Annotated in this window: 23 protein-coding genes and 1 riboswitch; of the genes, 11 read left to right on the top strand and 12 right to left on the bottom strand. The window is 59.5% G+C overall.

Annotated features, from left to right (window positions below):
• Positions 1-54: 54 nt before the first annotated feature.
• The 3 genes from pqqA to CRO23_RS12050 all read right to left on the bottom strand — a co-directional run bounded on the left by pqqA (position 55) and on the right by CRO23_RS12050 (position 2,043).
• Positions 55-132 carry a pyrroloquinoline quinone precursor peptide PqqA gene (pqqA, locus tag CRO23_RS12060; RefSeq protein ID WP_004937827.1) on the bottom strand — a complete coding sequence of 26 codons (78 nt, stop codon included), beginning with the start codon at positions 130-132 and terminating at the stop codon, positions 55-57.
• 117 nt (positions 133-249) lie between these two features.
• Entirely contained in the window at positions 250-1,299 is a 1,050-nt protein-coding gene (locus CRO23_RS12055; RefSeq protein ID WP_016927747.1) for a dipeptidase, read from the bottom strand.
• Positions 1,300-1,380: 81 nt separating this feature from the next.
• A complete protein-coding gene (locus tag CRO23_RS12050) occupies positions 1,381-2,043 on the bottom strand; it encodes an O-methyltransferase (protein ID WP_016927746.1) in 663 nt (220 codons plus the stop codon).
• A 93-nt stretch (positions 2,044-2,136) separates the two neighbouring features.
• Between CRO23_RS12050 and CRO23_RS12045 the strand changes: the two genes are divergently transcribed.
• Entirely contained in the window at positions 2,137-2,778 is a 642-nt protein-coding gene (locus tag CRO23_RS12045; protein WP_016927745.1) for a TetR family transcriptional regulator, read from the top strand.
• 7 nt (positions 2,779-2,785) lie between these two features.
• Here CRO23_RS12045 and CRO23_RS12040 read toward each other — a convergent pair whose 3' ends face one another.
• Positions 2,786-3,718, bottom strand: a complete 933-nt coding sequence (locus CRO23_RS12040) for a LysR family transcriptional regulator (protein WP_097102048.1) — start codon at positions 3,716-3,718, stop codon at positions 2,786-2,788.
• A gap of 69 nt (positions 3,719-3,787) precedes the next feature.
• Positions 3,788-4,594, bottom strand: coding sequence for a helix-turn-helix domain-containing protein (locus tag CRO23_RS12035; protein WP_240323806.1), 807 nt, complete (start codon positions 4,592-4,594; stop codon positions 3,788-3,790).
• Between the two features lie 127 nt (positions 4,595-4,721).
• Between CRO23_RS12035 and CRO23_RS12030 the strand changes: the two genes are divergently transcribed.
• Positions 4,722-5,510, top strand: coding sequence for a cyclase family protein (locus CRO23_RS12030; protein ID WP_097102044.1), 789 nt, complete (start codon positions 4,722-4,724; stop codon positions 5,508-5,510).
• A 3-nt stretch (positions 5,511-5,513) separates the two neighbouring features.
• Positions 5,514-6,041, top strand: a complete 528-nt coding sequence (locus CRO23_RS12025; protein WP_049299212.1) for a carboxymuconolactone decarboxylase family protein — start codon at positions 5,514-5,516, stop codon at positions 6,039-6,041.
• A gap of 76 nt (positions 6,042-6,117) precedes the next feature.
• On the opposite strand, the gene CRO23_RS12020 is transcribed toward CRO23_RS12025, so the two are convergent.
• The 3 genes from CRO23_RS12020 to CRO23_RS12010 all read right to left on the bottom strand — a co-directional run bounded on the left by CRO23_RS12020 (position 6,118) and on the right by CRO23_RS12010 (position 10,714).
• Positions 6,118-7,587 carry a pyridoxal phosphate-dependent decarboxylase family protein gene (locus CRO23_RS12020; protein WP_028127421.1) on the bottom strand — a complete coding sequence of 490 codons (1,470 nt, stop codon included), beginning with the start codon at positions 7,585-7,587 and terminating at the stop codon, positions 6,118-6,120.
• An 18-nt stretch (positions 7,588-7,605) separates the two neighbouring features.
• Positions 7,606-8,988, bottom strand: a complete 1,383-nt coding sequence (locus tag CRO23_RS12015) for a diaminobutyrate--2-oxoglutarate transaminase (protein ID WP_004937838.1) — start codon at positions 8,986-8,988, stop codon at positions 7,606-7,608.
• A gap of 505 nt (positions 8,989-9,493) precedes the next feature.
• Positions 9,494-10,714 carry an NADH:flavin oxidoreductase/NADH oxidase family protein gene (locus tag CRO23_RS12010; RefSeq protein WP_016927738.1) on the bottom strand — a complete coding sequence of 407 codons (1,221 nt, stop codon included), beginning with the start codon at positions 10,712-10,714 and terminating at the stop codon, positions 9,494-9,496.
• A gap of 70 nt (positions 10,715-10,784) precedes the next feature.
• On the opposite strand from CRO23_RS12010, the gene CRO23_RS12005 reads away from it, so the two are divergent.
• Positions 10,785-11,192, top strand: a complete 408-nt coding sequence (locus tag CRO23_RS12005; RefSeq protein ID WP_016927737.1) for a MerR family transcriptional regulator — start codon at positions 10,785-10,787, stop codon at positions 11,190-11,192.
• On the opposite strand, the gene eno is transcribed toward CRO23_RS12005, so the two are convergent.
• Genes eno through CRO23_RS11990 form a run of 3 tightly spaced genes read right to left on the bottom strand, consistent with a single transcriptional unit; the run spans position 11,189 to position 13,886 of the window.
• Positions 11,189-12,472 carry a phosphopyruvate hydratase gene (gene eno / locus CRO23_RS12000; RefSeq protein ID WP_016927736.1) on the bottom strand — a complete coding sequence of 428 codons (1,284 nt, stop codon included), beginning with the start codon at positions 12,470-12,472 and terminating at the stop codon, positions 11,189-11,191. The genes CRO23_RS12005 and eno overlap by 4 nt on opposite strands.
• A 16-nt stretch (positions 12,473-12,488) precedes the next feature.
• Positions 12,489-12,917, bottom strand: coding sequence for a hypothetical protein (locus tag CRO23_RS11995; protein WP_016927735.1), 429 nt, complete (start codon positions 12,915-12,917; stop codon positions 12,489-12,491).
• Positions 12,918-12,920: 3 nt separating this feature from the next.
• A complete protein-coding gene (locus CRO23_RS11990; protein ID WP_016927734.1) occupies positions 12,921-13,886 on the bottom strand; it encodes a DHHA2 domain-containing protein in 966 nt (321 codons plus the stop codon).
• 40 nt (positions 13,887-13,926) lie between these two features.
• Positions 13,927-14,002: riboswitch (Fluoride riboswitch) on the bottom strand.
• 176 nt (positions 14,003-14,178) lie between these two features.
• Here CRO23_RS11990 and CRO23_RS11985 point away from each other — a divergent pair.
• From CRO23_RS11985 to CRO23_RS11975, 3 genes are all read left to right on the top strand, one after another.
• Positions 14,179-16,059, top strand: coding sequence for a diguanylate cyclase domain-containing protein (locus CRO23_RS11985; RefSeq protein ID WP_016927733.1), 1,881 nt, complete (start codon positions 14,179-14,181; stop codon positions 16,057-16,059).
• Between the two features lie 70 nt (positions 16,060-16,129).
• A complete protein-coding gene (locus CRO23_RS11980) occupies positions 16,130-16,978 on the top strand; it encodes an AraC family transcriptional regulator (protein ID WP_016927732.1) in 849 nt (282 codons plus the stop codon).
• Positions 16,979-17,031: 53 nt separating this feature from the next.
• Complete coding sequence (locus CRO23_RS11975; RefSeq protein ID WP_016927731.1) at positions 17,032-17,439, top strand: DUF2000 family protein; 408 nt, start codon at positions 17,032-17,034, stop codon at positions 17,437-17,439.
• Between the two features lie 48 nt (positions 17,440-17,487).
• Here CRO23_RS11975 and CRO23_RS11970 read toward each other — a convergent pair whose 3' ends face one another.
• Entirely contained in the window at positions 17,488-18,357 is an 870-nt protein-coding gene (locus CRO23_RS11970; RefSeq protein WP_016927730.1) for a LysR substrate-binding domain-containing protein, read from the bottom strand.
• Between the two features lie 181 nt (positions 18,358-18,538).
• Between CRO23_RS11970 and CRO23_RS11965 the strand changes: the two genes are divergently transcribed.
• The 4 genes from CRO23_RS11965 to CRO23_RS11945 all read left to right on the top strand — a co-directional run bounded on the left by CRO23_RS11965 (position 18,539) and on the right by CRO23_RS11945 (position 22,406).
• The gene (locus CRO23_RS11965) at positions 18,539-19,711 is read left to right on the top strand and encodes an MFS transporter (RefSeq protein ID WP_228988389.1); all 1,173 of its coding nucleotides are present in this window, start codon (positions 18,539-18,541) and stop codon (positions 19,709-19,711) included.
• A gap of 77 nt (positions 19,712-19,788) precedes the next feature.
• Complete coding sequence (locus tag CRO23_RS11960) at positions 19,789-20,706, top strand: phosphotransferase enzyme family protein (protein WP_176519325.1); 918 nt, start codon at positions 19,789-19,791, stop codon at positions 20,704-20,706.
• Between the two features lie 233 nt (positions 20,707-20,939).
• A complete protein-coding gene (locus CRO23_RS11955) occupies positions 20,940-21,257 on the top strand; it encodes a cupin domain-containing protein (protein ID WP_015377878.1) in 318 nt (105 codons plus the stop codon).
• 357 nt (positions 21,258-21,614) lie between these two features.
• Complete coding sequence (locus tag CRO23_RS11945) at positions 21,615-22,406, top strand: AraC family transcriptional regulator (protein ID WP_016927725.1); 792 nt, start codon at positions 21,615-21,617, stop codon at positions 22,404-22,406.
• Positions 22,407-22,439 lie beyond the last annotated feature (33 nt).

Here is a 22,439-nt window from a genome sequence, read left to right as displayed (position 1 = left end):
GAACCAGAAAAAGAGGGAAAGAAATGCCCGCGCGAAAGGCGGGCAGACAGGCGATTAACGGTTGGAAATGTACAGCGTCACTTCCAGCCCCAGACGCAGGTCAACAAACTCAGGTTTAGTCCAGGTAGTCATAGCGGTGCTCCTTTACATGCATCGTGATAGTTCGAGCCCAATGAGAAATTTTCGCATTAGGCCGGCCCAATGTTGGCGAAATGTGACGAAGATCGCAACCTTTAAAGCGTAACCGGGTTATTCACCCCAGGTGGCGGCGAGCGCGTTCAGCCAGTTGCGCCAGGTCAGCTTCTCCAGCAGCCGGTTATCGAACCCGGCCTGCGCCAGCGCTTGCGTCAGGCGCGGTAGGCCTGCGGCGTCCTCCAACGGTTGCGGTACGTTGACTCCGTCAAAATCAGAGCCAAATCCCACGCGATCTTCACCAAGTTTAGCGATCAAATACTCAACGTGTTTAACAATTTCTGTTAAGCCGGTCGTTGCACTGTCACGTTTACCGTCCGCCCGCAGGAAGGCGGTGCCGAAATTGACGCCGACCATCCCGCCGCTCTGGGCGATGGCGTCCAGCTGTGCGTCGGTGAGGTTGCGCGGCTGCGGGCAGAGGGCGTGGGCGTTGGAGTGGGTGGCGACCAGCGGCGCACGGCTCAGCGCGGCGGTTTGCCAGAAGGCTTTCTCGTTCATGTGCGAGACGTCGATCATGATGCGTCGGTGATTGCAGGCGCGGATCAGCGCCTCGCCGGCCGGCGTCAGGCCGGGGCCGGTATCGGGTGAGCCGGGGAACGGCCCGCTGACGCCGGTGCCGAAGACGTTAGGCAGATTCCAGAATGGCCCGATGCTGCGCACGCCCAGCCGGTAGAAGGCCTCCAACTGCGTCAGCTCCGCATCGATCATGCCGGCGCCTTCGATATGCAGCACCGCGGCGATTTGCCGGTTGAGGCGGCACTGCTCTATCTCGGCGGCGGTGCGGCAGATGCGCAGCCGCCCCTGAGAAGCCTGCTCCAGCTGCTGCAGGATGGCGATTTGCCGTTCGGCGATCGCCAGCGGATCGAAGGCGGCCTGCGCCTCGTCCTGCGTTTGATTACGCATCTGGGCGATATAGCCGACCGGAGGAATAAATACCGCGAACAGCCCGCCGCAGAATCCGCCGCGCTGCATGCGGGAGAAATCGAGGTGGCCCGGCGTGACGCGGGAATAAAAGGCGGCGACCGGATCGTCGTCATGCTGCAGCCACAGATTGAGCAGCAGGTCGTTATGGCCGTCGAAGACCGGCCAGAGAGGGGGAAGCGTCATGGGCGTTTCACTGCGTCAGGCATCGTGAACGCTATGTTCTCCCATCGAGCGAGGGGGTACAACCCTCGCTCGATGGGGATTTTAAAGCCGAATTGTCAATTCGACGTCATCCGCGAACGGCGTGGAGAGATAGCCCGTCGCCGGATCGCGCACCCGCGCCAGGTAATCCGGGCTGTCATCGGCGTTGTCCGCGACGATCAGCGCACCGGGCCGCAGACGGCTCTCAAGCAGGTCGAGAATATCGGGATAAAGTCCCTTGGCGCCGTCGAGCAGCAGCAGATCGACCGTGGCCGGCAGATCGCCGCGCAGCGTTTCCAGAGCGTCGCCGACGCGGATCTCCACCAGGTCGATGACGCCGCCTTCGGTCAGGTTGTCGCGCGCCCGCGCCGCTTTGCTCGGTTCAAACTCGCAGGTAATCAATCGGCCGCCGCCGTTATCGCGCAGTGCGGCGGCCAGGTGCAGGGTCGAAATACCGAACGACGTGCCGAATTCGACGATGTTTTGCGCCCGGCAACCCCGCGCCAACATGTAGAGCAAGGCCCCGGTCGCCGGCGACACGGCCAGCGGGAAATCCTTCAGGCGGTGGTAGAGTTCGCGGTACTCGGTTTTGCTCTGCATCAGCCGGCTTTGCTCTGCGTCCGGCACGTCGCGGAACAGGGCGGCAAGCGCCGGCGACCGGCGGGATGCCTGTTGGAACAGGCGGTTTAGCAGCGGCGCTAAGGGGGCAGTGGTCAGGGTACTCATGGCAAATTTCCTGTCGTAAATGGAGCGCGTTAGCGCATGCCGTTATAATATGACGAACTATTCGCATTCCTCTATTCGCATTGGCCGCCCGCTATGACTGAACGCCGCAGTAAGCAAATTTCCTCGAGAAAACAACCGCAACAGGCGCGCTCCGCCGAACTGGTGTCCGCTATTCTGACCGCCGCTATTCAGGTTTTGGCGCAGGAGGGGGCGGCGCGTTTCACCACCGCCAGGGTGGCCGAGCGTGCCGGCGTCAGCGTCGGGTCGCTTTATCAGTATTTCCCCAATAAGGCGGCGATCCTGTTTCGTTTGCAGAGCGACGAATGGCGGCAGACCACGGATATGCTGAGCCGTATTTTGGCCGACCGCGAGAAAACGCCGTTCGCGCGCTTGCGGTTGTTGGTGCAGGCGTTTATCCGTTCGGAATGTGAAGAGGCGCAGATGCGCGTAGCGTTGAATGATGCGGCGCCGCTTTACCGCGATGCGCCGGAGGCACAGGCGGTAAAGGCAGCCGGCAAGGATGTCGTGCAGGTTTTCATGTGCGAAGCGTTGCCTGATGTTCCGCAGGTCACTCGCCGGTTGGCGGGCGATCTGATCGTCGGCACGTTGGGGGCGGCGGGCAAGCAATTCTCCGAAACGCCGCGAACTGATCCCGAGATCGCGGCTTATGCCGATGCGATGGCGGACATGTTCTGCGCTTATTTGGCCGATTTAAACGGGCATCAGAGGCCGTAAACGCTTTTTAGGTGACATTGTCACTCGCCGGGGGCTGCGCCTGCCGACGACAAACCGACAGCACCAACTGCCGCAGCCAGCGGTGATCCGCCTCGGCGTCCAGGCGCGGATGCCACATCTGCGAGACGGTGACGGGCGGCGTTTTTACCGGCAGTTCGAAGACGCGCAGCGGGCCATCGGCAGGTTGAGCCTGCAGGAAAGAGGCGGGAAGCAACGCCAACAGATTCGAGGCCTGCGCCACCGCCAGCGCGGCGGGAAAGCTCGGCACCACGGCGGCGATATGGCGTGCCAGCCCCAGCTCCGCCAGCGCGGCGTCTACCGGCCCGAGGATGCGCCCGCTGCGCGAGGCCACCACGTGGCCGCAGGCGGCGTAGTCGGCGACGCCAATCTCCGGCTGTTGCGCCAGCGGGTGTGCGGTTCTCATCACGCCAACGAAGCGATCGCGGAACAGCGCCTGCAGGCGGATTTCCGGGCCCATGTCACCCAACACGCCGATCTCCAGATCGACCAGACCTTCACGCAGGGGGCGGTCGCTTTTCTCCGGCTTGGGCGCAAAGCGCAACCGCACCCGCGGCGCCTGTTCGGCGGCGGCGGCGATCAGCGCCGGGCCGAAGGCCTCGACGAAGCCGTCATTGGCGCGCAGCGTGAAGGTACGATCCAGCGCGGCGGGATCCAATGCTCCCTGAGCCGGACGCAACACAGCGCGGGCTTCGAACGTCGCGTGCCGCGCCCGCTCGCGCAGCGTTTCGGCATAGGGCGTCAGCACCATATGACGGCCGGCGCGCACCAGCAGGGGATCGCCGGTGGCCGCGCGCAGTCGGCTGAGGGTACGGCTCATCGCCGAGGGGCTTAAACCGAGACGGCGCGCCGCGCCGGCAACGCTGCCCGCCGTCAGCAGCGTGTCGAGCGCGATCAGCAGGTTGAAATCAGGGTCTGTCATGCGTGCGCATCCTGTCGTGCTGAATAGGGGGGAAGGCGTTCGATGCAGTTTGTGCGTACGAATGCTGCATCAGTCGCCATGCATTATGCCTGAGCCTGTTTTCGGGGTGCCATGACTTACCGCTAAAAAACCGGAGGGGGACTGGCCCGTTTGCCGTCTGAACATGGCGATAAACGCGGAAGGATCGTGATACCCCAGGGTAGAGGCGACATATTTGACGGCTCTCCCTTCCTGCAACAGCGTCATCGCCATGAGGGTTTTGCTTCTCAGTTTCCATTCATTGAAAGAGATGCCGGTGGCGGCGAGAAATCGCCGCGAGAGCGTACGCTCGCTCAAGCCCAGCATGCCCGACCATTGCGTCAGCGTGTTGAAATCGTGCGGCGCGGCGCTCATCTTTTCGGTCATGATCTTGATCACCTCGTCGCTGCCGAGCGGCAGGTAGCTGTCAAAACGCTCCGACAGCGCCAGCTGCTCAAGCAATGCGGTAACCAACGTCTGGTCCTGAGGCGTGTGCGGATAGCCAATGCGCCTTTCTGAAAAATCGGCCAGCACCGCTTTGACGATCTTATTCAGCCGCAGGGTTTGCGGTTTGCTCGGTAAGGATTGGCATAGCGGGGGGCTGACATGAAGAATGACATAGTCAATTGCACTCTTTGCTACGGATTCATGTTCGGTATTAACGGGGAGCCAAATGGCATATTCCGGAGTGGATAAATAAATATTGTCCTCAATATTTATTTCCGCCAACCCTTTCATGGAATACATCAGTTTGCCCCATGGCAACGCCTGTAAAGGGAATTGCGTTCCTGCCGGCCAGGATTTATTTCTGAACCAAATCGATATTGGGATTTCCCCGGTCAATTCTGACGGTTTCATGACGCCTTCCTGTCCGTTCATGGCTGCGTCTTCCTATTATAACAATAAGTTGTCTGATAATCGGCATTTCTATTCTATGGGGAAAGCTTACTCTGGGCAGGTCATTCCCCTGGATAAAGGTAACAATATGTACGGTAAAATCATTGATCTTTCGGTGCCGCTGATGAGCGGGATCGCTTCCGATCCGGAGCGGTTTCTGCCGGAAATCGAGTATGTTGACAACAAGCGCGGAGCGTTGCAGCTGGCGGAATCATTTCCCGGCCTGGATCCCCTGGCGCTGCCGCGTCAGGAGGGCTGGGCGGTGGAATTTGTCCGCATGAGCACCCATGCGGGGACGCATATGGACGCCCCTTATCACTACCATTCGCATATGGACGACGGTTCGGCGTCAAAAACCATTGATGAAATACCGCTGGAATGGTGTATCGGCCCTGGCGTCAAATTGGATTTTCGCCATTTTCCAGACGGTTATGTGGTCACTGCGCGTGATATTGAGCGTGAATTAGCGAGGATTGATCATCCGCTCGCCGTCGGCGATATTGTTCTGGTCAATACGGCGGCCGGTGGGCGGTACGGCAGTGAAGATTTTATTCATCGCGGTTGCGGCATAGGCCGTGAGGCGACGCTGTATCTTACTGAACGCGGCGTCAGAGTGGTTGGCACCGATGCCTGGAGCTGGGATGCGCCATTCAGCCATACGCGCACCAAATTTGAACAAAGCGGCGATATTTCGCTTATTTGGGAAGGGCACTATGCCGGCAGTAAATATCCTTATTGCCAAATTGAAAAACTGTGCAATCTTGAATTGCTGCCCCCTTGCGGATTCAACGTGATCAGTCTGCCGGTCAAAGTTTATAAGGCATCCGCCGGCTGGGCTCGGCCGGTTGCAATTATCGATGAACGCGCGGGGGAATAAACGATGGCCAGAATAAAACTGCCGGCAGTGAGTGAATTAACGGCTGAGCAACAGCAACAATATGCCCGTTTTCCCGCCAATCTTACGCTGGGTCTGTTGAAAACCAGCCGTTCGGCGCAGGGATATCTGTCGCTGGGCGCCTCTTTTCCGGCCGGGCGACTGTGTGATAAAGATCGGGAAATGATCATATTAAGGGTTGGCGCGTTAAGCCACAGCGCTTATGAGCGTATGCAACACTATCCGTTGGCGATCCTTGCGGGGTGGCGCGATGACGACATCGAGAAAATAGAGCAGGGTGTTGGCATCGACGCCAGAGGAGCGGCCATCTTGCATTTTGTCGATGAATGCGTGCAGCAGGTGAAGGTTTCTGCCGACACGTTTAACGCGGTCAGGCGCTATTATGATGAGGTTCAACTGGCTGAACTGGCATTAATGATTGGGCACTACATGATGACGGCGCGCTTTTTGGAAACGCTGGAAATCGATCTGGACCTACAAGCGACATCCTGGGAAAACATGTCAACGGATTGAGTACGCGCACGACGTGAGCGCGATAAAAAAGCCGATAGCCTGGGGCTATCGGCTTTTAATGCGCAGTGGCGGAGGGTTACGCCGGCAACTGCTGGGCGGTTTTCTCGACCAACGCCAGCAACAGCTTGATGTCTTCCAGCGTCACGATCGGGTTCAGCAGCGTCATCTTCAGGCAGGTTACGCCATCGAACTCGGTTACGCCGACGTTGGCGCGGCCCGATTCCAGCAAGGCGTCACCGATACGCTGGTTGAACAGCGCGACGGCCGCGTCGCCATTCGCCGCCAGCTGCGCCGGACGGTAGCGGAACAGCACGCTGGCCAGCTGCGGCTGCATCACCAGTTCCAGCGATTCCTGATCGGCGATGTAACGCGCCACCTGTTGCGCCAGCGTGACGCCATGATCGATGATCTCGGCGTATTGCTTCTGCCCCAGCGCTTCCAGCCCCATCCACAGCTTCAACGCATCGAAGCGGCGGGTGGTCTGCAGCGATTTGGACACCAGGTTCGGCACGCCTTGCGCTTCGTCGAACTCGGAGTTCAGGTAGGCCGCCTGATAGCGCATCAGCTCGTAGTGGCGCGCGTCTTTCAGCAGGAAGGCGCCGCAGCTGATGGTCTGGAAGAACTGCTTATGGAAGTCCAGGGTGATGGAGTCCACCAGCTCCAGGCCGTCCAGGTAGTCGCGGTACTGCTCGGAAAGCAGCAGCGCGCCGCCCCAGGCCGCATCCACGTGCACCCAAATCTGCTGCTCCGCCGCCAGCCGTGCGATGTCGCGCAGCGGGTCAATGGCACCGGCGTCGGTGGTGCCGGCGGTGGCGACGATCGCCATCACCTGCTCGCCGTTGGCCTTGGCCTGCGCCAGTTTTTCCGCCAGATCGTTCACGTCCATGCGGGCGAAGCGATCGGTTTTTACCAGGGTGACGGACTGATAGCCGAGGCCCATCAGCGCCATGTTCTTCTGCACCGAGAAGTGGGCGTTTTCAGAACAGAACACTTTCAACTTGCGCAGATCGCCCACCAGACCGTCCTGCTGCACGGAGTGGCCCTGACGCGCGAAGAATGCATCGCGCGCCAGCATCAGCCCCATCAGGTTGCTCTGGGTGCCGCCGCTGGTGAACACCCCGGCGTCGCCGGGCTGGTAACCGACCTGGGCGCGCAGCCACTCAATCAATTTCATTTCGATCAGCGTGGCCGACGGGCTCTGATCCCAGGAGTCCATGCTTTGGTTGGTGGCGTTGATCAGCACTTCGGCGGCCTGGCTAATCACCAGGCTCGGGCAGTGCAGGTGCGCCACGCATTGCGGGTGGTGCACCGACAGACTGTCTTTCAAAAAATACTCGATGGCGCGCTCGATCGCCGCCTGGTTGCCCAGGCCTTGCGGGGTAAAGTCGAGCTTGATGCGCTCGCGCAGTTCGGCAACGCTTTTGCCCTGATACATCTCGGGCTGTTGCAGCCACTGCACGACGGCTTCACTGCTCTGCGCAATCGCCTGGCGGTAAGCCTCGGCGCTGTGCGCCGAGGAAGCCAGAATCGGGTTTAACTTGGACATCGCGGTCATTCGCTCCAATCAGACTGGCTTGACGCCGGCGGCCAGCAGCGCCTGCTCAAATTTATCCAGGAAAATACCCAGCTCATCATTGGTGATCAGCAGGGAAGGCAGCAGGCGCAGCACGCAGCCGTTGCGCCCGCCGCGCTCCAGGATCAGACCGGATTCGAAGCATTTCTTCTGCAGCAGCGCGGACAGCTCGCCATCGGCCGGGTAGCAGCCCATGTGATCCTGCGCTTCGTTCGGCTTGACGATCTCGATGCCGATCATCAGGCCCAGACCGCGGACGTGACCGATCACCGGATAACGTTTCTGCAGCTCGGCCAGTTTGCCTTTCAGCCACTCGCCCTGAGCGGCCACTTTGTCGGCGACCTTATGCTCTTTCAGGTACTGCAGGGTGGTCAGGCCGGTGGCCATCGCCAGCTGGTTGCCGCGGAAGGTGCCGGTGTGGTGGCCCGGTTCCCAGGCGTCGAACTCTTTTTTGATGCCCAGCACCGCGAGCGGCAAGCCGCCGCCGACCGCTTTCGACATCACGATGATGTCTGGCTCGATGCCCGCGTGTTCGAAGGCGAACAGCTTGCCCGTACGGGCGAAACCGGCCTGAACTTCGTCGATGATCAGCAGAATGCCGTGTTCCTGCGTCACTTTGCGGATGCGCTGCAGCCACTCGGCCGGCGCCGGGTTAACCCCGCCTTCGCCCTGAACGGCTTCAAGGATCACCGCAGCCGGTTTACGCACGCCGCTTTCCACGTCGTTGATCAGGTTGTCGAAGTAGTAGGTCAGCGCCTTGACGCCGGCTTCGCCGCCGATGCCCAGCGGGCAGCGGTATTCATGCGGATAAGGCATGAACTGCACTTCCGGCATCATGCCGTTGATCGCCGCCTTCGGCGACAGGTTGCCGGTGACCGACAGCGCGCCGTGGGTCATGCCGTGATAACCGCCGGAGAAACTGATCACGCCGGAACGGCCGGTGTGCTTTTTCGCCAGCTTCAGCGCGGCTTCCACCGCATCGGCGCCGGACGGACCGCAGAACTGCAGGCAATACTCTTTGCCTTCGCCAGGCAACAGAGAGAGCAGGTAATCGGAGAAACGATCTTTCAACGGGGTCGTGAGATCGAGAGTATGTAACGGCAAGCCGCTGGTAATGACATTTTGGATGCTTTGCAGGACGTCGGGGTGATTATGTCCAAGAGCCAACGTTCCCGCCCCGGCCAGGCAATCAAGATATTGATTATTCTCAACATCAGTGATCCAAACGCCCTGGGCTTTCGCAATTGCCAACGGCAGTTTGCGCGGATAACTCCTAACATTCGACTCAAATTCGGCTTGACGCGCCAAATAGGTTTCATTGTTTCCGTTTAATGAGTTTGCAACTAAAGTATCAATACGGACTTTATCCGTCATCATATCTCTCCTACAACCGAAGGTCTCAACACGCAACGATTGAATTAATGAATTAGAAAAGTAACTGCCTTGTGAAAAGCGCGACCAATATATGGCTTTTTCGCCTGGGACTCAATAGCCGATTTTGTTTTGAATTGTTTAGTTTTTTCTTAGGCTCATCAATATGTTGTTGATTTGTTGACCGTTGGTTTTGCCAGCAGAAAACAACATTTCCTTAACATTGCGTAAAAATCCCTTTCTGCTTTCCTTTGTCCGCCTCTTTAATGCATTTATTATTAAGGTGAATTTCCGATTAATAACATAAATAGAAAATAGCGGCTTATTTTCATCTATTCACCACCTTAAGTCCTATAGCGGTTATATACACAAAATTTGTGATGAATATAAGTCATCGAGCGTTAAAAGCGCGGTATCCAGAGTGGTGATTTCTTGCAGATTTTACGTAGCGCGATCGAAAAAGCGGAATTTTTGTGCGGCGCCGGCGAGTCTGCCGGCGCCGTGGTCATTAACGTTGCCGTAACCAGACGCGATAGCGCCGCAGAGTGCGGCGGGTGCGCCATCTATCGATGAGCAGCGACCACAGTGGGGAGTAACGCACGTTGCGCGTCCGATCGCGGCTCAGGGCGTGCATGCGGCGCTTGATCAGCGCCATGCGGGCGAGCAGCGTCAGCGTTTTGTCGCGCCATTTTACCGGCGCGGGCAGTGCATGAGGGGCTTCGCCGGTTTGCCAGCGGTGCGGCAGATCGGGAATTTCCGCCATGGCGGTGGCGATGCCGACTACCGCGACGCCGCTGTTCAGCACCTGTTGCGCCACCGACGGGCGGGCGATGCCGCCGGTGGTCATCACCGGCATGCGGGCTACTGCGGCGAGATCGCGGGCGAAGGTCAGAAAATAGGCTTCGCGCGCCAGGGTGCTGTCGTCCGCCGCTTCGCCCTGCATCGCCGGGCTTTCATAACTCCCGCCCGATAGCTCCACCAGATCGACCGGCAGTTCGTTGAGCATCAACAATACCTGTCGGGCCTCGTTCGGCGAAAAGCCGCCGCGCTGAAAATCGGCGGAGTTCAGTTTGACCGCCACGCAAAAGCCTGGCGAGACACGCTGGCGCACCGCGCTCACCACCTCCAGCAGCAGGCGGGCGCGATTCGCCAGCTCGCCCCCCCAACGATCGCTGCGCTGGTTGGACAACGGCGACAAGAACTGGGAGATGAGGTAGCCGTGCGCCGCATGGATCTGCACGCCGGTAAACCCGGCCTGTTCGGCGGCGTGCGCGCTGGCGGCGAAGCGGGCGATCACCTCGGCAATCTGCGCTTCGCTCATGGCCTGCGGCGGGGCAAACTGCTTGCTGTACTTGCCCATCGCCATTGGGATGGCGGAGGGCGCCCAGGCGTTGCCGCCCATGTTGGCCATCACCTGACGGCCCGGGTGGCTGAGCTGCATCCATACCTGCGCGCCTTCCTGGCGCGCGGCCTTGGCCCAGGTTTCAAACGGGGCGAGCGGCGTATCCTGTTCCAGCACCACGCCGCCGGGGCCGGTCATGGCGCGGCCGTCGATCATCACGTTGCCGGTGATGATGAGGCCGGCGCCGCCGATACCCCAGTGGCGATACAGACGCCATAGCGCGGGGCCGGGCAGTTGGCCTTCATCGGCCAGATTTTCTTCCAACGCGGCCTTGGCCAGACGGTTGGGTAAGCGGCTGCCGTTGGGCAGAATCAGCGGGGTAAACATCGGGTACGTTCCTGTCGCAGGGTGAATGGCGCTATACTAGGTTTAAAGTTAACTTTAAGGTCAATAGGGCATGAAAATCGGAGAGTTGGCGGAGCGCGCCGGCATGGCCGCCTCGGCGATACGTTACTACGAACAGCAGGGTCTGCTGCCCAAAGCGGTGCGCGGCGTCAACGGTTATCGGGTGTATAGCGAAAGCGCGCTGGAGCGGCTGCACCTGATCCAAATCGGCCAGAATCTGGGGTTTTCGCTGCAGGCGATCCGCGGGGTATTGGCGCTGCAGGGCAGCGCTTATGAGGATGGGTTGATACAGGGCGTCGACAGCCGGCTGGCGGAGATCGAGCGGATGATGGCGACGCTGAACGAGCAGCGTGAGACGTTGATGGCGACGCGGCGTATTCTGTTGGAATCCGGCGTGGCGGGATTATGCCGCGCAAAAAATGAAAAACAGGCCGGTGCGTGGCCGGCCTGCAAAGATTAACGGCGTTTAAAGGCGGCGCGCCCGGCATATACCGCCGCGGTGCCCAATTGCTCCTCAATGCGCATCAGCTGATTGTATTTTTCGATGCGCTCGCCGCGGCACGGCGCGCCGGTTTTCAAATGGCCGGCTCGCATCGCAACCGTCATATCGGCGATAAAGCTGTCGACGGTTTCGCCGCTGCGGTGCGAGATAAAGGCGCCCCAGCCGTTTGCCTGGCAAAGCTGCACGGCGGCGAAAGTTTCGCTCAGCGTGCCGATCTGGTTCAATTTGATCAGCGCCGCATTGGCCAACCGTTCATCAATCCCGCGCTGGATGTATTTCACGTTGGTGACGAACAGATCGTCGCCAACCAGTTCCACCCGATCGCCCAGGGTGTCGCTGAGAATGCGCCAGCCGGCCCAATCGTCCTCGGCCAAACCGTCTTCAATCAGCACGATGGGAAAATCCTGCACCAGCCGCTGGTAATAGGCCGTCATCTGTTCGGCATCCAGTTCAGCGTTTTCGCTGCGCAGGCGGTATTTGCCGTTGGCATAGAATTCACTTGAGGCCGGGTCCATGCAAATGGCGATATCGTCTCCCGGTTGATAACCGGCTTTCTCTATCGCCTGCACGATCAGCTCCAGCGGTTGCCGGTTCGAGGCAACCGCCGGCGCGAAACCGCCTTCGTCGCCGACGCCGACCGACAGGCCTTGTTCCAACAGGATTTGGCGCAGCGCCTGATAGACTTCACTGCCCCAGCGCACGGCCTCGCGCAGCGATGGCGCGCCCTGCGGGGCTATCATAAACTCCTGAAAGTCCGCCCCTTGCCAACGGGCGTGCACGCCGCCGTTGATGATATTCATGCAGGGCACCGGCAGCAGGTTGGCGCCGATGCCGCCCAGATAACGATACAGCGGCAGTTGCGACAATTGCGCCGCGAGGCGGGCGGCGGCCAGAGAAACGCCGAGCAGGGCGTTGGCCCCCAATCGGCTCTTGTTCTCGCTGCCGTCCAGCGCGATCAGCCGGCGGTCAATCTCCTCTTGTTGGCGCACATCCACCCCGCGCAGCGCCTCATTGATCGCCGTTTTGACGCTGTGCACCGCCTCCAGTACGCCTCTGCCGCCGAAACGGTGCGGATCGCCGTCGCGGTGCTCCACCGCCTCGCGTGAACCGGTGCTGGCGCCGGAGGGAACCGAAGCCCGTGCCACGACGCCCGCCGCGCTCATTTCGACTTCGACGGTCGGGTTGCCGCGCGAATCCAGGATTTCTCTGGCGGTTACGTTTTCAATCTCATAGCTCATGGATGATCACCTCATTCTAGGGAGTGGGCACGTGCTTTATCAGCACGTCGATCGACAAATGGTTAATGAACTCGAAGCCGAAGGAGGCAAAGACGCCGAACGGACGGTTCTGATGGCCGAGCAGCAACAGATCGACCCCTTCGCGGGCAATCAGGGCTTCGACGTCTTTGAAGCGATGGATGCTGACAATTGCGCGCACCTCCAGGGGGATTGAGCAGTCTTCCACCAGACGGCTGAGCATGGCTTTGGCGGCGATCACCTCGCTGGACTGGCGATCTTTGGTCAGCGAATCGCTGAGGTAGTCCAGCTCGGCATAGTCGGCGCTGATGTGCGCCACGGTAATGCGCGTATTCATCTGCTGATTGAGGCGTTCGGCATGACGCAACAGCAGCCGGCCGTCGCGTTCATCCTGCACCAGCAGTAAAGCATGTTGGTAGAGCGGCATGACTTATCTCCCTGCGTTAGCGATCTGGCGGGTTAACCACGGTAAAACCTCTTTTTTCCGGCTCGTCATGCCGGGCAGCGACACCTGACGAATGTCGAGCACCCGGTTCGGCGAGAAATACAGGGTGGAGCGACGGCAGGTGATATCGGTGACCAATAGCGCGGCCATCGCCAGCCCGGCTTCCTGCTTCGCGTGTTCAAGCGCCTGTTGCAGCGCGGGCAACAGCGGATCGATGTCGCTCATGGCCCGCACTTCTATCTGCGACAGCAGCAGCGAGACGCTATGGATGCGATAATTCTTGGCGTCGCGCTGCAGCAACTGCGCGGCGGATTGCCCCGAAAGATCGGTTTTGGCGGCCAGCAGTCCGGCGGTGAAGGCGTCATAGTCAACGTGAGAAATTGCGCGCAACCGCGAGACCGCCAGCCGATCCAGTTCGGTGGTGGTCGGCGCGCTCAGCGCGACGGTATCGCTCAAAATCGCGCCCAGCAGCAGCGTGGCCTGGGCGGAAGAAAGCGGCATCGGCCTTTCCGCCGCCAGGATCTGCAGGATCACGGTGGCGCAACAGCCGACGGCGCGAACCCAGACATCGGGCGGGTTGCGGGTGATTAACGTGCCCAGCCGGTGATGGTCGATAACGCCGACCACATCGCTGTCGGGCAATGAGGCCGGCCCTTGTTCGACGTCGGTAAAATCGACCAGCCAGACTTTACGGTCACGGAGATCGCCTTTCAGCAGCGGAGGCGCTTGTACGCCGGCGGCGGCCAGTATGTAGCGGGTTTCCGGCGTCAGTTCGCCAAGGCGGAAAGCGACGGCCGGTTTGCCGAGGTGATTGAGCCAGTCCGCGACCACCAGCGCGCTGCAGATGCTGTCGCTGTCGGGATTTTTATGGCCGAAAACGTACAGCGGCATTTCCCGCACGGTGAGATCAGGCTGGGGCGGAAAAGGGGTAAAACGTGAGGTTTCATTCATAGCGACTCCTGACATACCTGCCTAAAAAATAAAGCGAAGTTGTATATCAGGCGTCATCATCCGGTTCGAGCGAACGCGGCGGTTGGGAAAGGTGGAACACCATCACCTTGTGAGCGACTGTAGCGCAGCGCGGTGGCAAACGCAACGCCCGGCAAAGCTGGCGAGAATGCGCAATCGGATTGATACTGAGTGAGTCTATGATGGACAAGGATATTTGCCGCTAACCGACGAAAACGCTGAACGGACTCACGCCGGCTATGCCGGGTCCGTCGGTGACACATTGGGAGACAACATGCTCGAACCCTGCTTCCCCGAAAACGAAGCTGAACGCCTGTCGGTATTGAATTCGCTGAACGTGCTGGATTCAAACTCGGTGGAGAAACTGGATCGCATCACGCGGCTGGCGGCGAAATACTTCGGCGTGACCATCGCGTTGGTGTCATTGATCGACCGGGATCGTCAATGGTTTTTATCGCGTTACGGTCTGGATGCCCGGGAAACGCCGCGCAATATCTCGTTTTGCGGCCATGCTATCTTGCAACGCGAAGCGCTGGTGGTGCCCGATACCGCCAACGATCCGCGCTTTTTTGATAATCCGCTGGTGATTGGCGGACCGCGGATCGGTTTCTACGTTGGGCAACCGCTGCTGTCGCTCGACGGGTTGCCGCTCGGCACCCTGTGCATTATCGACAGCCAGCCGCAGCCGTTTTCCCCGGAACAACTGGCCGACCTGCACGACTTCGCCGCCGTGGTGGAGGAGTATTTGCAGAGCATTGAACGCCACGTCTATACCGAAAACCTGAAGTCCAATCTGCAACGCTCGGAAGCCCTGTTCGAACAGACCTTCGCCCAGGCGGCGGTAGGGATGGCGCTGGTGTCGCTGCAGGGGTATTGGCTGCGGGTCAATCCGCGCATCTGCGAAATGTTGCGCTATTCCGAGCGCGAGCTGATGGATCGCACCTTTCAGGACATTACCTATCCGCTCGATCTCAACACCGATCTGGAAAAACTGCAGCAGCTGCTGAGAAACGAGATCAGCACTTACTCGCTGGAAAAACGTTATTTCCGCGCCGACGGCTCGATCGTCTGGGTGCAGCTGACGGTGGCGTTAAATCGGCTGCCTAACGGCAAACCGGATCATTTCATCTCGGTTATCGTCGATATCAGCGAGCGCAAGGCGGCGGAGGCCGATCTGTTCGCTCTGCAACACGAGCTGGAACAACGCGTTGAAATCCGCACGCGGGAGCTGAACGTGGTCGTCAAGAAACTCAACGAAGAGATTGAAACCCGGGTGCTCGCCGAATATCAGCTCAGCGCGGAGAAGGAACGCCTGCGCGCCATTACTGACAATATGCCGGCGTTGATCAGCCAGATCGACGGCAATGAACGCTACCTGTTCGCCAACAGCGCCTACAAAACCTGGTTTGGCCTGGAAGAAAGCCGCCTCAGAGGAATGACGGTGCGCGATTTTATGGGGGAGAACGTTTATCAGATAGCGAAACCGATGATAGACAGGGCCTTGGCGGGGGAAATGGTGAGCTTTGAAAATGAGCTCCAGACCCAAAAGGGACTGCTGATGATCCACACCACGCTGGTGCCGTGCGAAACGCAGGGGTTTTACATTCTGTCCATGGACATTACCGAGTTGAAGCGGCTGCAGCAGCGGCTGGAATATGACGCAACCCATGACATGCTGACTGGATTGACCAATCGACGCGCGTTTCTGCGCCGGTTGTCGGGCACGCTGCAGGCCTGTTGCCATCAGCGGCAGATGGCGCTGTTGTTTATCGATCTCGACGGGTTCAAAACCCTTAACGACAGCTATGGTCATGACTTCGGCGACGCGATCCTGAAGACATTCGCCACATTGCTCAGCGCCTGCGCAGGCGAGCACCACAGCGTCTCGCGCCTGGCCGGTGACGAGTTCACGGTGATCCTGTGGCCGTTGACGGATCCGCGGCGCGAGGTCAGCGAATTTTGCGAAAACGTGTTGGCGCAACTGGCCAAAATTACGCAGATCGGGCCGCAGAAGGTACGGCTTTCCGCCAGCATCGGCGCGGCCATTTCTCCACGCGGCGATGTGACGGAGGAGATGCTGTTGACCCGTGCCGACGGCGCGATGTATCAGGCGAAATCGGCCGGAAAGGGCACTTATGCCATCTGCGAGCTGTGAGCGTGCAACGGTGGCGGTCTCAGGGTAAGCTGTTTTTCTTTTCCTGTGAGCAGAACTCCGGATTAATTGCATGGCGTCCAATCATCAACATACAGACTGGCTCGAACTGCGGCGCGATGACGAAACGGGTATTGAGAGCGTCAACGCCCACTTTCAGGGGCATGCCTACGATCCTCACGATCATGATGAAATGCTGGTGGGCGTCACGCAGCAGGGCTTGCAGCGTTTCAATTGCCACCGCTCGCTGCACACCAGCCGGCCGGGGCGCGCCATGCTGATCGAGCCGGGCGCGGTGCACGATGGCCATGCGCCGCAGGCCGAAGGGTTTACCTATGCGATGCTTTATCTGCCGCAGCGCTGGGTCTCCGACGCGATGCAGCGCCGCGGATTGGGGGACGCTTCAGTGCTGGAAGGCGCCTTCCACAGCACGTTGACCGACGATCCGATGCTGGCGACCGCGATACAACAGGCTTTTTTTGCGTTGCATCAGAGGGAAGGCCGGCTGGCGCGCGATCAAAGCCTGGACCAACTGCTGACGCTTTTGGCGCGGCATATACGCGTCAGGCCAACGTCCCAACGCGATGACGCTTTGATTGAGATGAATCGTTTACGGGACTACTTGCACGAGCACATGGCGGATAATCCCAGTCTGGAGGAACTTGCGCTTCAGTGCGGCCTGGATCGTTTCCGTCTGACTCGCCAATTCACCCGCGCTTTCGGCCAGTCGCCGCATGCTTACCTGATCCGGCTGAGGCTGCGTGCCGCGCGACTGTTACTGGCGCAGGGGGAAGAGCCGGCGCAGGTCGCCATGCGGGTAGGCTTTGCCGACCAAAGTCATTTGGGCCGCTGGTTCCGGCGCGCCTACCGTTTATCGCCGGCGGCCTATCAACGGCAGTGCACAAACGTTCTATACCGCTGACTCGCTCATCGCCGATGATGCGCTTTTAAGAGCACAACGGAGTAGAGCGAAACATGTTTGATACCAAGATAGCGTTTATCGTGCGCGACGATCTGCAAACCTGGCAGCGGCTGAACGTGGTGGCCTTTCTGGCGACGGGCATCGCCGCCGCCGCCCCGGAGATCATCGGCGAATGTTACGTGGATGCGCAAGGCAGACGCTACGGCGGCATTTCCGGGCAGCCGATGCTGATTTTCGCCGCGGATCTGCCGGGCCTGCAAAATGCGCATCGCAAAGGGCTGGAACGGGAATTGACGCTGATCCCCTATGTGCACGCCATGTTCTCGACCGGGCACGATGCAGCCAACCGGCAGGTTTTTCTCGCCGAAGACGCGGACAACCTGGATTTGGTCGGTCTGGCGCTGCGCGGGCCGAAGAAAGCGGTGGATAAGGCGATAAAAGGCCTGACGCTGCACGCCTGAGAAATACTGTTGGCGCGGTGCGCTTTTGCGGCGGGATCCAATAGGCGCTTAGGCCTGGAACGTCTGCAGCCAGGCGGCGAACTTTCTCACGACCTCATCGTCCCGATCGCGCAGCAGCAGGGAATAAACGCCGGTTCGAATCGTCAACGCCGGGAAGGGCGACACCAGCCGACCGGACGACAGATGTTTGGCGCAGAACAGGTAAGGCACGACGGCCAGTCCCAGGCCGTCTTCGGCCGCCTGAATGGCGGCGAAGGTATGGTCGAGCGTCAGCGGCGGCGGCGAGGCGTCCAGCGCCGTCGGATAGGTATTCAACCAGCTGCGCCACAAATCCTCCCGGGCGCGGATGCGAATGGCTGTATGCCCGGCCAGATTGTCTGGCGCACCGATCGGCATGGTGCGCAAATAGCTCTGGCTGCAGACCAGCAGGCTGTCTTCCTGCAAAAAAGGGATCGCCTTCAGCCCTGAGAAGTGCGCGGGGTCGCGCCTGATCGCCAGATCAAACGGCATATTGCGATCGACGGCCCCAGTGGCGGTGGTGATATCAACCGCGACCTCCGGATGAATCTCGTTGAACGTCGCCAGTTTCGGCATCAGCCAGTGCATGGTGAACGTCGGCAGGCTGTGCACCACCAGCCGTTGCCGACCGGCGCTCGCTTTCAGCGCGCTTTCCGCGGCATACAGTTCGCTTATCACCCGAGATGCGGTGCGGGAAAAATTCTCGCCGGCCTGCGTCAGCCGCACGGATTTGTGTCCGCGATAAAACAGCGTGACCCCCAGCTGTGCTTCGAGACTGCGAATATGGCGGCTGACTGCGCCGGTGGTGAGAAACAGCTCATCCGCAGCGGCGCTGAAGCTGCCGAGACGGGCGGCGGCTTCGAAAGCGGACAGGTGCGGCAGGGAGTGGATTTTTTTCATAGGTTGAGTCTAGCTCAACCAAATGAGGGAGGAAAGATCGTTTGTCAGCCGTTGATTTTGCTCACTATGATGAGGCATTTCCTTCTGATTGCTGAGTTTATGATGCGGATCTTTTGGCTATCGGTCATGTGTGTTAATGGCGTTATCCTCACCCTGCGGTTGGCAGGGAGGCGGCGCTGAAATGCGAGCTTTCTTTTTGCTTTGCGTGAGCCGGGCTGGCCTCTGCCTGGGCACCATGATGTTTGCCGGCGCGCTGCCGACCATCAGAAGCGAGTGGCAGCTCGACGCCGCCTCCGCCGGTACGGTGCAGACGGTGTTCAGCCTGACCAACGCCCTGGCGTTGCTGGTGGCTTCCTGGTGGTGTGATTCGCTGGGCGCGCGTCGCGTGTATCTGCTGTTTTCTTGGCTGGGCGCCGGTGCGCTGATGCTGTTCGCCGTGTTTGCCCATTCGTATATCGGTGCGCTGGTGTTGATGGCCTTCGTCGGCCTGACGCAGGGCGGCGCCTATACGCCGGCGCTGCTGTTAGCGATGGGGATGAACGGCCCGGCCCGACGCGGTTACGCCATCGGCATGATCCTGGCGGCCAGTTCGTTGGGGTATTTTCTGTCGGTTTTCATCGCCGGTTGGAGCGCCATGCGCTGGGGCGCCGGCGTGGCGTTTTCCCTGTGCGCCGCCGGTGCGTTACTGGGGGCGCTGGCGGGTTCGTTGGCCCTGGTCGGTTATCAGGAACCGCAACCGCGCACGCTGGGAAGGAAGACGAAACGAGAAAGCTATGCTATCACCTATGCGACCCTGCTGTTGCTGATCGGATATATCGCTCACAGCTGGGAACTGCTCGGTAACTGGGCCTGGGCACCCAGCCTGGTCAGCGAGGCGTTGAGCGTTTTCTCTCTGGATCCGCTCAGCGCAGGATTGATCGTCGCGGCGGTGATCCACCTGGCCGGCATGATCGCCACGCTGATTGTCGGCACCGTTTCCGACTATTTCAATCGTGCATCGGTGTTGATGTTTATGGGCGCCGCGGGCGCGTTGGGATCGCTGCTGATGGGGTGGTCGGCGAACTGGGGGCCAGGCTGGACGCTGCTGTTCGTCAGCATCGGCAGTTTCTTTATTCTCGGCGACTCCGGTGTGCTGTCGGCGGCGATGGCGGACAACGTGCCGCCGCAACAGCTCGGTAGCGTGATGGGCTGGCGATCGTTGCTGGGGTTCGGCATCGGTTCGTTCGCCCCGTTATCCTTTGGCGTCGTGATGGATACCACCCAGAGCTGGGGCACGTCTTATGCCGTGTTGGCCTGCGGCGGCGGGGTAGCCTGCCTGGCGGCAGGGTTGCTTTGGCGACAACATTTGAAATGAGGCACGGGCATCATTAATGAATGAGAAAACATCAGGTTACCGCTCAGCGCGATTTATTGATAATGGAATGTGAAAAGATGGATATCACCGCGATTGCCGCTCAGTTTGGGTTGGATGCCACACAGCCGCCGCTCAGTCTTTATCCCTATGCGCCGGTTTATAAGATAGGGGAACATGTGCTGAAACGTACCCGTCCGACGACGGATGAAGCCCATGCGCTGGCGGCGTATCTCGCCGAGTTGTGTTATCAGGGCGTAGATATCGTAGTGCCGACGGCGTGTCCGCAAGAGATGGAGGGAAGCATGTGGGTGGTTTATCCCTTTATCTCGGGAGAGAAATATGCAGGCCGCGATGAACAGATCGTGGCGGCCGGCAGGCTGCTTGGTCGAATACACGCGCTGTCTCCGACAAACCATAACGCCGGGCTGACGACCTATGACGAGTACGCGCTGACTGAAGAAGACATCTTGGCGGATCTGGATGTGATCGCCGACCATGCGGCTGGGCAGGGGATTACTCTCGATATCACGGCGTTCAAAGCACGCATGCTGCAGATTGCCGAACGGCAGATGGCGCTGAAAGAACAGGCTCTTCCTTGTGTGGCGACGCCCTATGACTTTAAAGCCGATAACTTGGTGTATGTCGCGCCGGATAGGCCGGTGCTGATCGATCCCGATAACGCGCTGTTTTTACCGCGGGTATATGACCTGGCGTTGGCGCTGCTGCTGTTCCACAATACCCTGGCTTCAGCCCCCGGTCGTGTCTTCAGCGTGTGGGAATGGCGACTGTTCTTGGCGGGTTACGGCGAGTCTGTCACGCTGACGGCCGATGAACTGCAGGGCTGGCATCAGGCAGTGGAACATCTGTTTCTCGACGAAGTGCTGTGGCTGATGGCGGACTTTGCCGATGGCTGGCGCGATCCCCGGCAGACGGCGCTGTTCGTCTCGCTGTTCAAGCTGCTGGATAATCTTTCCGACTACGGATTAACACCGTAATGCGCTCAACGTTGCAGCGGTTTTTTGCGCCGTCGGCGAGGCTCTTATATATTTAGTAGCATGCCTGAGGCAGGTTAGGCATGAAACGGCGGTCGATCGGGCCGCTGCAAGTACGACAGTTAATCCGTTCGCCAAGAGGCTGCGAGCCTGTGCTTTCGGTAGGGACAGCCGCCAATCGTTTTTACGGCGACCGAAGGCGGAGCAGCTACTCACCGGTCACGAGGACACTTACCATGCATAAGAGAACACTGGCGTCACTGCATTACGAAAACATGCCTTACGATGGGGTACACTTTCACATTTTGAAACGGGAGACGCCTGGCCATACGGCGTTGCTGAAGCTGGATGCGGGCAGCCGGCAACCGGCGCGTTTTCACCCGGGCTGGGTGAAACTGATGGTGCTGAGCGGTGAACTGAAGGTTGACGATCAGACGTTGCAACCCCATGAGATGTTGATCATTCCTGCCAATACCGCTTATACGGTACAGGCCATCACGGAAGTGATTTGTCTGGCGATTTCCGAGCTGGACGGCGCCGAGTTGGCCCGTTGATGAGATAACCACGTTGGATGGAGGAGAGCCTAGGCGCTCTCCCTATCCCTTCAGCATTAAGCCGCCCCCCAGGCCGAGCTACCTGCTGATTGATGCATACACCTCCTGATTTATGCCACCGCGCTTTCCCTCTCCATCACTTTCGGCCGCGTCGCCCCCGCAACGAGCCGCCATCGCGCAGCGCATGCGCAACGTCATCGCCTCCGTTTTACGCAGAACGATGAAATTTTGGTGTAAATAGTGAGTTTCTTCGCATAAGGCCCCTGGTGTGGCTTGCGAGAACGTCACTATATGGAGGATCATGCGGTCCCTCTATCAAATAAAAGACATTCGCGTTATCAAAAGGGACAAACGATCATGGGATTCGAAGTCGACAACGCCGAAACGAAACGCATCGACCTCAGCAGCCACGAAAATTCCTCGTTCGAGGTGACGGGGCTGGTGAAACACTATCCGGCGGGCTTCGTCATTCCTTACCACTCGCATAAACGCTGTCATTTGCTCTATTCGCAACAGGGCGTTATGGCGGTCGAGGCGAGCAGCGGGCGCTGGATCGTGCCGCCCACCACCGCGGTTTGGTTGCGGCCGGGGGTAGAACATCAGATCGTCATGCAGAGCAACATCTGCGTTTACGGGATTTTGGTCGATGAAATCACCGCCGCGCGTTTGCCGCTGCGCGACGGCGTATTACAGGTTTCACCGCTGTTGCGAGAACTGATCGCCCAGTTGGCGACGCTGGCGCCTGAAGGGGCGGAGACCAAACGCAATGCGCTGCTGAGAGCGTTGTTCCTGGAGGAACTGAGCCTGCAGCCGCAGCTGGCGCTGCATCTGCCTTGGCCGGCAGAGGCGAGAATGGCCGAAATTTGCCGGCAGTTGGTCATCACACCGGCCGACGAACGCGGTATTGAGGCCTGGGCCGATTCACTGTCGATCAGCGTAAAGACCTTTCAACGTCATTTCAGTCAACAAACCGGCATCACCTTCGGCCAGTGGAAACAACGTCTGCGGCTGCTGTCGTCCATTCCGCTGCTACTGGCCGGCAACTCGATCATCCACGCCGCCTTCGAAAGCGGTTACGAGAGTCACAGCGCCTATTCGGTGGCGTTCAAAAAATTGTTTGGCGTTTCGCCTTCGCGCTTTACGCTATAGCCTTATGGCAGGAGCCGCTTGGAGATCGTTGTT

Source organism: Serratia sp. JKS296 (assembly GCF_900215445.1).
GTDB classification, from domain to species: domain Bacteria; phylum Pseudomonadota; class Gammaproteobacteria; order Enterobacterales; family Enterobacteriaceae; genus Serratia; species Serratia marcescens.
This window is presented reverse-complemented; position numbering and strand designations above follow the sequence as displayed.

Excerpts from the sequence above, each read along its gene's own strand:
- pqqA (WP_004937827.1), bottom strand. The coding sequence starts at position 132 with ATGACTACCTGGACTAAACCTGAGTTTGTTGACCTGCGTCTGGGGCTG.
- CRO23_RS12055 (WP_016927747.1), bottom strand. The coding sequence starts at position 1,299 with ATGACGCTTCCCCCTCTCTGGCCGGTCTTCGACGGCCATAACGACCTG.
- CRO23_RS12050 (WP_016927746.1), bottom strand. The coding sequence starts at position 2,043 with ATGAGTACCCTGACCACTGCCCCCTTAGCGCCGCTGCTAAACCGCCTG.
- CRO23_RS12045 (WP_016927745.1), top strand. The coding sequence starts at position 2,137 with ATGACTGAACGCCGCAGTAAGCAAATTTCCTCGAGAAAACAACCGCAA.
- CRO23_RS12040 (WP_097102048.1), bottom strand. The coding sequence starts at position 3,718 with ATGACAGACCCTGATTTCAACCTGCTGATCGCGCTCGACACGCTGCTG.
- CRO23_RS12035 (WP_240323806.1), bottom strand. The coding sequence starts at position 4,594 with ATGAAACCGTCAGAATTGACCGGGGAAATCCCAATATCGATTTGGTTC.
- CRO23_RS12030 (WP_097102044.1), top strand. The coding sequence starts at position 4,722 with ATGTACGGTAAAATCATTGATCTTTCGGTGCCGCTGATGAGCGGGATC.
- CRO23_RS12025 (WP_049299212.1), top strand. The coding sequence starts at position 5,514 with ATGGCCAGAATAAAACTGCCGGCAGTGAGTGAATTAACGGCTGAGCAA.
- CRO23_RS12020 (WP_028127421.1), bottom strand. The coding sequence starts at position 7,587 with ATGTCCAAGTTAAACCCGATTCTGGCTTCCTCGGCGCACAGCGCCGAG.
- CRO23_RS12015 (WP_004937838.1), bottom strand. The coding sequence starts at position 8,988 with ATGACGGATAAAGTCCGTATTGATACTTTAGTTGCAAACTCATTAAAC.
- CRO23_RS12010 (WP_016927738.1), bottom strand. The coding sequence starts at position 10,714 with ATGTTTACCCCGCTGATTCTGCCCAACGGCAGCCGCTTACCCAACCGT.
- CRO23_RS12005 (WP_016927737.1), top strand. The coding sequence starts at position 10,785 with ATGAAAATCGGAGAGTTGGCGGAGCGCGCCGGCATGGCCGCCTCGGCG.
- eno (WP_016927736.1), bottom strand. The coding sequence starts at position 12,472 with ATGAGCTATGAGATTGAAAACGTAACCGCCAGAGAAATCCTGGATTCG.
- CRO23_RS11995 (WP_016927735.1), bottom strand. The coding sequence starts at position 12,917 with ATGCCGCTCTACCAACATGCTTTACTGCTGGTGCAGGATGAACGCGAC.
- CRO23_RS11990 (WP_016927734.1), bottom strand. The coding sequence starts at position 13,886 with ATGAATGAAACCTCACGTTTTACCCCTTTTCCGCCCCAGCCTGATCTC.
- CRO23_RS11985 (WP_016927733.1), top strand. The coding sequence starts at position 14,179 with ATGCTCGAACCCTGCTTCCCCGAAAACGAAGCTGAACGCCTGTCGGTA.
- CRO23_RS11980 (WP_016927732.1), top strand. The coding sequence starts at position 16,130 with ATGGCGTCCAATCATCAACATACAGACTGGCTCGAACTGCGGCGCGAT.
- CRO23_RS11975 (WP_016927731.1), top strand. The coding sequence starts at position 17,032 with ATGTTTGATACCAAGATAGCGTTTATCGTGCGCGACGATCTGCAAACC.
- CRO23_RS11970 (WP_016927730.1), bottom strand. The coding sequence starts at position 18,357 with ATGAAAAAAATCCACTCCCTGCCGCACCTGTCCGCTTTCGAAGCCGCC.
- CRO23_RS11965 (WP_228988389.1), top strand. The coding sequence starts at position 18,539 with ATGCGAGCTTTCTTTTTGCTTTGCGTGAGCCGGGCTGGCCTCTGCCTG.
- CRO23_RS11960 (WP_176519325.1), top strand. The coding sequence starts at position 19,789 with ATGGATATCACCGCGATTGCCGCTCAGTTTGGGTTGGATGCCACACAG.
- CRO23_RS11955 (WP_015377878.1), top strand. The coding sequence starts at position 20,940 with ATGCATAAGAGAACACTGGCGTCACTGCATTACGAAAACATGCCTTAC.
- CRO23_RS11945 (WP_016927725.1), top strand. The coding sequence starts at position 21,615 with ATGGGATTCGAAGTCGACAACGCCGAAACGAAACGCATCGACCTCAGC.